Here is an 11,111-nt window from a genome sequence, read left to right as displayed (position 1 = left end):
GATCGCATCACGTTATAGAAATTTGGTGTCTGTCGGACCTCGTAAACGTAAAGCGGCGTCCCAGGGTTAGCGTTGGCTATTTGCTCGGCGCGTTCCATCACGACATAAAGATGGTCGAAAAGAGGAATGAAGCGGGCGCGTCCCTCCCTTACTGACGAACCGGCGACGAAATGGAGGAAGTCACTGTCATCACCCGCAATTGGAAAGCCTTCGGCGAAAACTTTCTCCTTCGGATCGAAAGATATTTTATAGAGTTTTTTTTGCGTATCTTCAGCGTGGCCTATCGAAACGAACAACGATGAGATGACAAAAAGCGAGGCGGCTAGAACTCTCATGTTAACCTCCATTATTATATTTATAAGGTGAAGAAAAAGCCAGATTGATGGATTATTTGAAAAGATTTTTCTCAGAAAATAAAGGTATGGTTCGACGCGTCTTTGGCAGTCGTTTGTACAATATCCCGACTTCATCGTCCTCTGTTCGTGATCGGCCATGTCGTCGGGATTGTGATGCGCGGTTTAAAGCTCATCATGTCCGGGTACGACGAGCAGTTGCCCTGAGGTCGAACCCATAAGGATGCCGGCCGCGATCAATTTCGCGACCGTCTTGCCGTAAAGCGCGTCGAAAGAAAGCTTATTTACCTGCAGGGGGCAGCTATCGGTCTGGGATGCGCCCAGACGTTGGGGTTTCGCGTTACATACCATAGAGGCGATCGGCCCGGGTATAAAGCCGGCCCCTTCCGGGTCTTCCGCCACTGCGGCGGCTTCAACTGTCGCATTTCTTATTGGCAGCGGATTAGGGTTTACCTGTGGTTCATCGAACATGTAATTCGGGTTACGTGTGAGGTCGCCCGGTACGAACCTGCCATTCACCAGACGCAGCTCTCTCACGCCGATAATCTGCTCGACGGGAATCATTCTGGTGGATGCCCACATAGAGGATGTCCACGTGCGCGATGAAAGCCATGCTGTGCGCATCTGGGTTCTCGCCTCACCTGCCGGCAGCACACTCATGGCAAATTGTAGCGATTCCTCGACGCTATAAACATTTTCTGTCGGGCGGACTTCATAGACGTAAAGCGGATCAAAGTGAAAATGTTCCGCGATCTGACTTAAGATACCCGTCAATCTATCCATTTCTCCCATTAATGAGATGTAATGTTGGTTTGTGCCAAATTGCCAACCCGCTGCCGCCCAATATTGCATTCTCTCATCAGGCAGGCTTATCCCGCGACCCTGATCAATAACCTCTGCGGGCGGCTGAAAGGAGAAGGTGTAGACTTTATCGGGCGGGCTTACGGCGTAACTTGCCGTGGAAAAAATTGACGAGGCTATAAAGAGCGTGGTTGCCAGAAATTTCATGATGAATTCCATTCTTATTATGATGATGCGATAGTCAAACCAGAGTGATGCGCTGCGACATCGGCGTGCTTCGGCGTCGCGCGACGCGACCCCTCAATGAGGATGCGCCTTCAGACGGTCGTCACTCAAAGCTCGTCATGACCGGGCTCTTTCCAGAGTTGACCTGATGTTGTCCCCATAAGGATGTCGGCAGCGATCATTTTCGCGATTGTCTTGCTGTAAAGCGTATTAAGGGACACACGTTTAAGGGGCAGGCATGGGGTGGACGGGGTTGCGCCGAGGCGTCTCGGTTGCGCGTTGCACCCGTCAGGGATAATCGCGCCCGGGATGAAGCCGACACCGTGCGGGTCTTCAGCAACAACCGCTTCTTCAACCGTTTCATTCCGCACAGGCATCGGGCGGTGGCTTGCTTCTGGCAATGCGTAGAGGAAATTCGGATTGTAAATAAAGGTTTGCCTTCTCAGCTCCCCATTGACCCAATGATACGGCGCTGCACCAAAAATCTGCGCGCCGGAAATTTCGCCGTCGGCCGTCCATATCCCTTGCGCCCAATGAGCCGTCGCGAGCCATGTTTGATACAGTGTCTGTCTTGCCTCGCCAAGCGGAAGAGCATCACGTGCAAAACGCACTGACTCTTGCAAATTGTGAAAATTGTTGGTCGGGCGAATTAAGTAAATATAAGCGGTCCGATTAGGATAGTTCCGAGCGAAGTTTTCGACGAGAGGTTCTACATTGGACAGATGTTCATTTGTGGAGATGTAATACGTGTTGTCTTCCTGCCCGGAATTCCAAGTCAGAAAGTGAAGGAGATCCCTGTCCTGCCCCGGCGAAACCCATCCTTGAGAAAAGATTTGCGCCGGCTCCGACATGGAGGTTCTATAAACCCAGTCCGGCGGGTTTACTGCGTAACAGACTGTCGTAAAAAATGACGAAGTGAAGAATAGAGAGGCTGCCAAGACCTTCATAATGACCTCCATTACTGTATTATTTTTTTTAAAATGGAGCGTTAGCCATCAATTGCGTTCATTAAACGCAATTGACGAATCAATGGTATGGCAAAGTCGGCCGACATATTCGATGCATTATAACACTGACCTATCGTTCGATGATATTTCCTTTCTCTAATCGAAAAGTTTGTTTAAAGCGCGGAATTCATAGTTCATCATGACCTGGCTCTCTCCAGAGTTGACCTGATGTTGTCCCCATAAGGATGTCGGCAGCGATCATTTTCGCGATTGTCTTGCTGTAAAGCGTATTAAGGGACACACGTTTAAGGGGCAGGCATGAGGTGGACGGGGTTGCGCCGAGGCGTCTCGGCTGGGCGTTGCATCCGTCAGGGACAATCGCGCCCGGGATGAAGCCGATACCGTGCGGGTCTTCAGCAATAACGGCCTCTTCAACCGTCGCATTCCGCACGGGCATCGGGCCGTTGCTAACCTCCGGCAGTGCGTAAAGATAATCCGGGTTCGGGATGAAGCGGCCTATCCTCAGCCGACCATTGACCCAGTTATACGGCGTTGCGCCAAAAATCTGCGCGCCGGAAATTGCGGCGCCGGCTGGCCATGACCCGTGCGCCCAATACCGCGTTGCAAGCCATGCCTGATGTAATTCCTCTCTGGCTTCACCAGGCGGGAGGACATCCCTGGCAAATCGCACCGACTCTTCCAGATTTTGAAAATTATCCGTCGGGCGAATTTGATAGATATAGACGGTCCGGTCGGGATGGTTGCGCGCGATGTCTTCAGCAACAGGCTCTACATCATATAAAAATTCATTTGAACTAATATAGTATGTGCTCTCATCCCGCACGGAGGTCCAGGTCAGGTAGCGGAGAAGATCCCGGTCGTTGCCCTGCCTCACCCAACCTTCAGAGAATTTATGCGTCGGATCCTGCAGGTCGACTTTATAAACCCATCTTGGCGGGTTGATGGCGTAGCTCACTGAAGTAAAAAATGACGAAGTAATAAAAAGAGAAGCTATCAGTAACTTCATAATGATCTCCGTTCTTGTCTTTTTTGTAAAAATCGAGCGTGGTCCATGTCCCATTTTTATCAAACGTCATTAAATGTTGATAATGTGGCGTCGTCAGACGTTATGCACGTCGCATGATAATATTAACCTGCCGTACGCTGCTCTTTCCCTCCTTGATCGAAAAGAGTTGGTTTCGGGCGAAAAATCACAATTCGTCATGTCCTGGGACCGCACGAAGCTGGCCGGAGACCGAACCCATCAGAATGCCTGGGGCAATCAGCCTCGCGATCGTCCGCGCGTGGAGCGTGCTGAAGGGGAGATGTTCATAAGGTGGGCAGAGGCGCCTCTTCGCGTTAACGCGAACCTGAGGTTGCGCATCGCATGCCATATTGGCAATCGCAGCGGGCACAAATCCGACGCCGTGAGCCTCCTCCGCGACGTCGGCGGCGTCTACCGTTGCATTTCGCACGGGCATCGGGCCGCGGCTTACCCCTGGTGGCAGGAAGTAGTAATTCGGGTTTGCCTCAAAGGGGCCGAAATAGGGTCGATTATTATTCCAGAAATATCTCCGCACGCCGGAAATCTGATCACCCGCAATCGCGGCAGTGGCAGCCCAGGCCCCTTCCGTCCAATGCCGCGTCGCGAGCCATAAATCATTGACCTGCTCCCTGGCCGCGCCAGGTGGCAGAAGATCCCGGGCTAATAAAAGGGACTCTTCCACATTGAAGAAATTTTCCGTCGGGCGAATTTCATAGACGTAAATCGGGCGCTCAGGGTTTCTTCTTGCGGCCTCCTCACTGATCAGTGACACATCATACCAAAGATCTATCGTTGAGACGTAAGCGGTGCTGTCATCCTCCGTTGATGCGCCCGACACGTAGCGGATGAGATCCCTGTCGTGACCGACCGTGACGAAGCCGCTACTGAAAGTGGTTTCCGGCGGTTGGAAGGAGACCTTGTAAACCTTCTCAGGCGGGGGCGCTGCGTGGCTTTGAGTAGTCAAAAACCCTGAAGCAACGAGAAGGGCGGCTAATAAGCGTTTCATGGTCATCTCTGATTTTGCAGTCATTGCGTGAAAACACGGCCGCGGTGACGATCTGCCTGTGCGGCGTGCCAGGAATACATTGTCGCGCAGGGGCTTTTTCATGGCGCCAGCAGTGCATCCGGGTGCCTGCGCAGAGGGCGATGGTGTTTTCCCGAACTGGCGGCGTGGTTGGGGAAAGGGGGGCGGTCAAAGCTCATCATGGCCAGGCACACTCAGGAGTTGACCGGACGTACTACCCATAAGAATGCCGTTAGCGATCAACTTCGCGATCGTCCGCGAGTGGAGCGTGCTAAAGGAGAGGCTCTCAACCGGTGGGCAAAGGGGCGTCTGGGATGCGGCGAGGCGCCTGGGCTGCGCATTACACGCCATATCGACAACCGCGGCGGGCACAAATCCGGCGTTATGGGCATCATCAGCGACCTCTGCGGCGTCGACCGTCGCATTTCGCACGGGCATCGGGCCGCGGCTTGATTCTGGCGGCAGATAATAATAATTCGGGTTAACGATGCGGGGCCCGAAATGAGGTTGACCGTTATTCCAGTAATATCTTCGTGCGCCGTAAATCTGATCGCCCGCGATCGCGGCGGAAGCTGCCCACGTCGTCCGCGACCAATGTCGGGTTGCGAGGTAGAGATCATTGACCTGCTCCCTGGCCGCACCAGGCGGCAATACGCGCCAGGCCTGTAAGATCGATTGCCCGACATTGAAGAAGTTTTCCGTCGGGCGAATTTCATAGATATATATCGGGCGCTCAGGATTGCGTCGCGCGGTGGCTTCGCTGATCGATGTCGCATCGACTATCCACTCCAACGTTGAGATGTAGCCAGAGTGCTCATCACCGGTCGATACTCCGGATACGTAGCGGATCAAATCTCTATCATGACCTGGAGATACAAAGCCCGCGTTGAACACCGTCTCTGGCGGTTGGAAAGACACCTTATAGACCTGCATGGGAGTATCTATCGCGTAGCTCGCCGAAGCAAATAGAGTTGAAGCCGTAAGGAGGGCGGCCGTTAGGAGTTTCATCGTCATCTCTTGATTTGTATTGATGGAAGGGAAGCGAAATTTTGGTTATGACGGGTCTGGTCAGAATAAGACCGGGAACTCGTCGGGATGTCGCCTATCAGCGAGGTCACCGGGCCATCCCGGGGGACGCGCGTCGTTTGAAAGTCTCGTTCCCGATCTGGAGGGGTTGTTTGGGAAAAGGGGGCGGTCATAGTTCATCATGCCCGGGTACGCTCCAAAGCTGACCGGATTTTGATCCAAGGAGAATGCCGGAGACAATCAGCCTGGCGATAATCTTCGCGCGCAGTTCCGGGAAGGTCATGCGTTGAAGCGTTCGGCATTGCGGCGATTTGAAAGATGCGCGTCGTTGATATTGTGGGCCGTGAAGCATGTCCACGATCGCGGCAGCTTCAAAACCGACGCCATGCGGCTCGGGTACGACGAAGGCGGCCTCAACCGTCGCATTCTGGATCGGCATCGGATAGGCGCTGACCCTGGGCACGTCATAGACGTAATTTGGGTTGCGCTCCAGCGCACCCAAAGTCGGATGACCATTATTCCAGTCAAACCGCCGTACACCCATGATCTGGTCTGCCGAGATGGCGGCGCGGGCGGCCCAATAATAAATCATCTCCCCCGCTGTCGCCCGCCAGATCGTGTCGATTTCTCGTCTGACGTCAGGACTGGGGAGGACCGTCTGCGCAAATCGAATGGAGTCCGAAACACTGTAAAAATTTTCGGTCGGGCGGATGTAATAAATATATAAAGGCCCTGTGAGAACCTCCTCGTCACATTCTGAACAAATGTCCATGGCATTGGGCAAAGAGCTTGTTGTCGCGACATAAGCCTCATTATTCTGGGCGAGGGACATTCCTGACACGTAATGTAAGAGGTCCCTGTCATTTCCCACGGCGGTGAAACCTTCCCTGAAGATGGTTTCTGGCGGGGAGAGATTGACTCGGAAAACGACATCAGGCGTGTCTTCAGCGAAACTCGCTGTCGCGAGCCATGTCGACGCCAATGCAATAATCGCTTTACGGAATTTCATGGCCGTTTCTTTCTTATGTTCTGACCAGGTAAACGAAATCAGAAGATGAGCTTCAGGTTGGAATCTGTCGTTTTCGAGCAGATAGGCGATGATCAGGATTTCCGCGGGACGGGAAGCGCGCTCTCATAATTCATCATGCCCCAGCACGCTCAGGAGCTGACCCGATATCGAGCCTGAAAGGATGCCCGTTGCATTGAGCCGGCTCATCAACCTTGCTCGGAGCTCATTGAAAGACAGCCGGATGAGGGGCGGGCAAACGTCCGTTCTTGCGGCGTTGAAATGCTGCGAAGGCTTGTGGCATCCCATATCATTTATGGAGGCCGGCAGGAAAACAACGCTTTGCGCCTCCTCCGCAACATTCGCTGCCGCGACACTGGCATTGTGCACGGGCATCGGGTCGGGGTTTGTCACTGGGGGAAGGTAAAGATAGTTGAGATTAACCGTATACTCGCCTGTCACCACCGTGCCGTGATCGAGAAAAACATGTCGCGCACTCATAATCTGTTCCCCCCGAATATTGCCGCGTGCGGCCCACTCATGTGTCCGGGGGGTTGCAAGCAGAAGGTCGGCCGCCTGCTCCCGCGCCTCCGGGTTTGGCAGGTGGTCCCGCGCATATTGCAGTGAGGTTTCCACGCTGTAGAAATTGTTGGTCGGTCTTATCGCGTAAATATAAACTGGAAAGCCGGGGGCAAATTGCAAAGTTCGCCGGGCGGCTTGCAGCGCGGCTTCATAGGAATCCAGTGTCCCCAGATAGGCTGTTGGTTGGCCAGGTGCCGGAGTTCCCGCTGCGTAGCGTAAGAGGTCAGCATCGTTTCCGTCCGCTTCAAAACCGAATTCGAACATGATTGCCGGAGGCAAGCCGGCAAGACGATAGACGACCAAAGGTGTCTCGACGGCGCGTGCCAGACGCGCTTGCGCCATGAGCAACGCAACGAAAATGGAGATGCAGACGATGATACGGGTCGACTTGCCCGAAAAAGCTTGACGTTTCATCAAATTCAACTCCGGTCGTAAGGTAGGTCCACTGGCGTGACCGCTCAAACGGCCTTAGAGCAAATGTTGGGCCAGGCGAGCTTTCACAGGCAATCAGTGAAGTTCAGGAAAAATGAAGAAAATAGTTTCAACAATAAAATCACCCGGAACAGACGTTTGGGGACAGAGAGAGACCCGTAAAACGACCAACGGCGTTGTTATCGAACGAATAACATCCTGGCGTTTTACTCTGGCGCAATTTTGAAGTAGATTGCGCCAGAGAAAGGGGAGAGCAGGGTTAATTCTGTCGTTCAGAAATTGACGGCTGTTACCCAGTAACCATCAGCTGTATCAATGCTGACCTTTTGGTCGAGCAGGAAAGCTTTTTTGGCCAAAGCGACAATATTTGCATTGCCACTGGTCGTTTGTCTAATGCAATAAAGTTTATGATCTGATTCATTTCTAAAGCGGAAATGGACATAGTCCTGGGACCAACTTTGTTTTACCATAATACTTTCTATAATACCTGTGTAGGACCCGGCAGGCAGGCTTCTTTCTTGATCCGAGCATTCAATCGGGTCGTCAGCTCTTGCAGAGGGCGCCGCGAGCATGATTGCGAGAGCTGTTAAAGCGAGAGGAACGAAACGCATCAAACTAGTCCTTTTGTTATTATTATCTAATTCCAACAATTATTATTTCGAAAAGTCGCTATGCGAGTGAACATGACAAACAGTTTCATTGGATATATAAACAAATGGAAAAACTACAATTTGAGTTTCATGCTCATTTCATCAATGACAGATTAGCTGTCGAAATTTCCAAATCGGGCATCTGACATTTATAATTGAAGGGTGACATGTGCGTTCTGGCTTCGATCATGTTCGACTGGACGTTGCACGGCGTACTGGCCTTGCGTCAGAAGACGTGCTTTTTCCACGAGGCGCTTCATCATGACAAAGAGCAATAAATTGTCTTTATTCTGTCGCGCCGAAAGAAACGGCCGTCATCCAATAACCGTCAACCGTAACGATGTCGACCTTACGATTTAACAAAGTTGCTTCTTCAGCCAGAGCTACGATATTTGCATTGCCATCAGTCGTTTGTCTGACACAGTATAATTGATGGTCATTGTCATCCTGAAAAAGAAAATGAACGTAATTCTGATTCCAACTTTGTTTAACCCGTGAGCTGACGAAGCGACCTGTGTGATTCCCGGAAGATAGGGTTTTTTGTTGAGCCGTGCATTCAATCGGGTCATCGGCTTTCGCAGAGGGGGCAGCGAGCGTGATTGTGAGGGCTGTTAAAGCGAGAGGAACAAAACGCATTAGACTTCTCCTTTTATTATTGTTAAATATTTTCAACAGATATTATTTTGATAAACTGTCATAACTCATAAAAATTTTAAAAATGTTTTTTGTTTATCAAAGACGAATGGAGAAAACACTATTTAGATCATATGTTAACGTCATCGACTACCGTTAACCTGTCGCAATCCGTCAAATCAGGCGTTTGACCCGAATATCGCAGCCCGAATTGCGACTTGAGACTGTCAGGTCACGCGCGCTCCGGCTTCGATTATGTTGAGTTGAATATCACACGGCCTACGCGCTTTGCGACAGACGACGTGCATTCTCCAGGATGCGTTTCATCAGGTCAAAGCGAAATGCTGGCCTTAATCTAACGCCTTGAAACGAATGCCTGTCATCCAATAATTAGGCGTCGTTATGATGGTAACCGTGTGATTCAGCAGAAACGCTTTTTCCGCCAAAGCGACAAGATTCGCGTTATTTTCCGTCGACTGCCTGACACAGTATAATTGATTATCAGTATCGTTTTTGAAAAGAAAATGAACGTAATTTTGAGGCCATTTTTCTCTGAGCCGCATATCGACGAAGTGACCAGTGTGCGTTCCGGCAGATAAACTTTTTTCTTGATCCGTGCAATCGATCTCGTCATCGGCTTTCACGGAGGGAGCCGCGAGCATAATCGCGAGGGCTGATAAAGCGAGAGGAATAAAACGCATCAAACGTGTCCTTTATTGTTATTATTTAGTCTTGACGGCTATAATTCTAACAGATCATGATCACAGATAGACATTAGAAAAAGTTTTAAAGCAATCAGAGCGCAAATTAAGAAATGGTTTACTAAAGTATTTTCGAAGAGGATGGTTCCATTCACACGGATCTGGCTCAAAACGTGTTTTCCATTAAAATAACTGTCATTACAGTTTTTATTATTATGTGCTGGCAGAATTGGTCTTAATTCGGCTTCGATTTTGTTCACCCAGCGACCCGCGCCCCCGATAGCGATCGGTCGGCAACATACCTTGCAACGTCGGGCGAAAAGGTTGCCGCTTCTCAAGCGAGTAATCAATCCGAACGCGCAGATGCTGTTGAAAACTTCCGTGCGAAGCATTTTCCTGATCGCATATGGCTTTCGACAAGGTTCGTTTCAAATCTATTAATATTTCTGATTGTAGAATGAAAAAGGCTCTTCTGATGATTGGCCATCGAATAATGTATATGAGAGGCAAAATGATTGACGACTTCAAACAAAACTTCATCGATTTTGCGATCAGGATGGTCGGTGTTGCTTCCCGGTGCGCTAATGAAGAGGGCACTAAAATGTTTCTCGTTTTGCCGTTTCTATCCTTTATCGGCTATGACATATCAAATCCTGACGAAGTATGCCCTGAACATAATGCGGACTTTTCCGAAAAATATAAAAATCGGGTTGATTACGCCATCCTGAAAGATTCATCGCCGGTCATTGCTATTGAGTGCAAATCGACGGGCGCGGCGCTCAGGGACGATCGGGGGCAATTGCGGTCTTATTTCAATGCGGCGCCAACCGTTAAGATGGGCGTCATCACGGACGGGCTTCTCTACGAATTTTATGCGGATTCTGACGAGCCGAATATGATGGACGCAAATGCCTTCCTCTCATTTGACCTGACGCAGGTCGCTGAAGGCAAAATCGAAGATTCGGTTGTGGAGGGTCTGAAAAGTCTCGAACGGAAATCATTTGACCCGGAAAATATCGGCGCTGAGGCCAAAAGAAAGCTTATCTTCCAGAGCCTGGTTCAAAGAATCAATGAGCTCGCAGCACGTCCGACCAAAGCATTTGTTCGCCTCATTCTGCAGGAAATCGGGATCTCGGGCGTGAGGTCAAAATCTTTGCCGGATTACGTCAATCTCACGCAACGTGCATTTGAAGAATTCATCAATATCAAAATTCTCAAGAGGCTCGATCTCAGCAATAAAGCGACCCAGCAGGAAGAGCCCGTCGTGTCACTTGAAGCAAACGCCAATGAATCTGCGATCAACCCGTTGGAAACGGACCAACTCGCGGAGGAGGAAGCGGCTTTTCTTAACAATGTGAAGCAACGACTGGCATTTCTCTCTGAGACAGACACGCTATTTGAAGCGATCAATGACGTTGATTTCAAGGCTTACCGGGATTGTGTGGTTGTCTTTTACAAAAAGGAGCGGCTGGGGCGTCTTTTCCGGATCAAAAGAGACCGAAACGCCGTCCGTGCTGTGGAATTCGATCAGGAATATGGTGGACGTATTCCCATTGAGGACACGGCACTTATCCATCAGAGCTTGAAAAAGGTATTTCAGGACAAGGTGGGCGCTTTTGTGGATGGTGGGAAAGTCGCGAAAAAAGAAGTCGAGACTGCTGACCTCTGAAGAACGCGCTATACCGC

At 50.6% G+C, this 11,111-nt stretch carries 12 protein-coding genes; 1 reads left to right on the top strand and 11 read right to left on the bottom strand.

Annotation, left to right across the window (positions count from 1 at the left end):
* The 11 genes from CGLAMM_RS08005 to CGLAMM_RS07955 form a co-directional block, all read right to left on the bottom strand.
* Positions 1-335: hypothetical protein (locus CGLAMM_RS08005; RefSeq protein ID WP_418115547.1), on the bottom strand; the 335-nt coding region annotated here is incomplete at its 3' end.
* Between the two features lie 183 nt (positions 336-518).
* The gene (locus tag CGLAMM_RS08000; protein WP_418115546.1) at positions 519-1,373 is read right to left on the bottom strand and encodes a hypothetical protein; all 855 of its coding nucleotides are present in this window, start codon (positions 1,371-1,373) and stop codon (positions 519-521) included.
* Between the two features lie 113 nt (positions 1,374-1,486).
* The gene (locus CGLAMM_RS07995) at positions 1,487-2,338 is read right to left on the bottom strand and encodes a hypothetical protein (protein ID WP_418115545.1); all 852 of its coding nucleotides are present in this window, start codon (positions 2,336-2,338) and stop codon (positions 1,487-1,489) included.
* A 175-nt stretch (positions 2,339-2,513) separates the two neighbouring features.
* Entirely contained in the window at positions 2,514-3,302 is a 789-nt protein-coding gene (locus CGLAMM_RS07990; RefSeq protein ID WP_418115544.1) for a hypothetical protein, read from the bottom strand.
* A gap of 235 nt (positions 3,303-3,537) precedes the next feature.
* Positions 3,538-4,377, bottom strand: a complete 840-nt coding sequence (locus CGLAMM_RS07985) for a hypothetical protein (protein WP_394819908.1) — start codon at positions 4,375-4,377, stop codon at positions 3,538-3,540.
* A 186-nt stretch (positions 4,378-4,563) separates the two neighbouring features.
* Complete coding sequence (locus tag CGLAMM_RS07980; protein WP_394819907.1) at positions 4,564-5,403, bottom strand: hypothetical protein; 840 nt, start codon at positions 5,401-5,403, stop codon at positions 4,564-4,566.
* A 187-nt stretch (positions 5,404-5,590) separates the two neighbouring features.
* Complete coding sequence (locus tag CGLAMM_RS07975; protein ID WP_394819906.1) at positions 5,591-6,430, bottom strand: hypothetical protein; 840 nt, start codon at positions 6,428-6,430, stop codon at positions 5,591-5,593.
* A gap of 123 nt (positions 6,431-6,553) precedes the next feature.
* A complete protein-coding gene (locus CGLAMM_RS07970) occupies positions 6,554-7,423 on the bottom strand; it encodes a hypothetical protein (protein ID WP_418115543.1) in 870 nt (289 codons plus the stop codon).
* Between the two features lie 290 nt (positions 7,424-7,713).
* Positions 7,714-8,088 (bottom strand): hypothetical protein, encoded by a 375-nt coding sequence (locus CGLAMM_RS07965; protein ID WP_418115542.1) that lies wholly within the window; start codon positions 8,086-8,088, stop codon positions 7,714-7,716.
* A gap of 288 nt (positions 8,089-8,376) precedes the next feature.
* Positions 8,377-8,727 carry a hypothetical protein gene (locus CGLAMM_RS07960; protein ID WP_394819902.1) on the bottom strand — a complete coding sequence of 117 codons (351 nt, stop codon included), beginning with the start codon at positions 8,725-8,727 and terminating at the stop codon, positions 8,377-8,379.
* A gap of 347 nt (positions 8,728-9,074) precedes the next feature.
* A complete protein-coding gene (locus CGLAMM_RS07955) occupies positions 9,075-9,425 on the bottom strand; it encodes a hypothetical protein (RefSeq protein ID WP_394819901.1) in 351 nt (116 codons plus the stop codon).
* 511 nt (positions 9,426-9,936) lie between these two features.
* Here CGLAMM_RS07955 and CGLAMM_RS07950 point away from each other — a divergent pair.
* Positions 9,937-11,094, top strand: coding sequence for a type I restriction endonuclease (locus CGLAMM_RS07950; RefSeq protein WP_394819900.1), 1,158 nt, complete (start codon positions 9,937-9,939; stop codon positions 11,092-11,094).
* The last annotated feature ends 17 nt before the right edge of the window (positions 11,095-11,111 follow it).

It is taken from the genome of Sorlinia euscelidii (genome assembly GCF_036452135.1).
Lineage (GTDB): Bacteria > Pseudomonadota > Alphaproteobacteria > Acetobacterales > Acetobacteraceae > Sorlinia > Sorlinia euscelidii.
This window is presented reverse-complemented; position numbering and strand designations above follow the sequence as displayed.

Coding starts and splice junctions, on each gene's coding strand:
- CGLAMM_RS07950 (WP_394819900.1), top strand. CDS start 9,937: ATGATTGACGACTTCAAACAAAACTTCATCGATTTTGCGATCAGGATG.
- CGLAMM_RS07995 (WP_418115545.1), bottom strand. CDS start 2,338: ATGGAGGTCATTATGAAGGTCTTGGCAGCCTCTCTATTCTTCACTTCG.
- CGLAMM_RS08000 (WP_418115546.1), bottom strand. CDS start 1,373: ATGGAATTCATCATGAAATTTCTGGCAACCACGCTCTTTATAGCCTCG.
- CGLAMM_RS07985 (WP_394819908.1), bottom strand. CDS start 4,377: ATGAAACGCTTATTAGCCGCCCTTCTCGTTGCTTCAGGGTTTTTGACT.
- CGLAMM_RS07955 (WP_394819901.1), bottom strand. CDS start 9,425: ATGCGTTTTATTCCTCTCGCTTTATCAGCCCTCGCGATTATGCTCGCG.
- CGLAMM_RS07975 (WP_394819906.1), bottom strand. CDS start 6,430: ATGAAATTCCGTAAAGCGATTATTGCATTGGCGTCGACATGGCTCGCG.
- CGLAMM_RS07980 (WP_394819907.1), bottom strand. CDS start 5,403: ATGAAACTCCTAACGGCCGCCCTCCTTACGGCTTCAACTCTATTTGCT.
- CGLAMM_RS07970 (WP_418115543.1), bottom strand. CDS start 7,423: ATGAAACGTCAAGCTTTTTCGGGCAAGTCGACCCGTATCATCGTCTGC.
- CGLAMM_RS07960 (WP_394819902.1), bottom strand. CDS start 8,727: ATGCGTTTTGTTCCTCTCGCTTTAACAGCCCTCACAATCACGCTCGCT.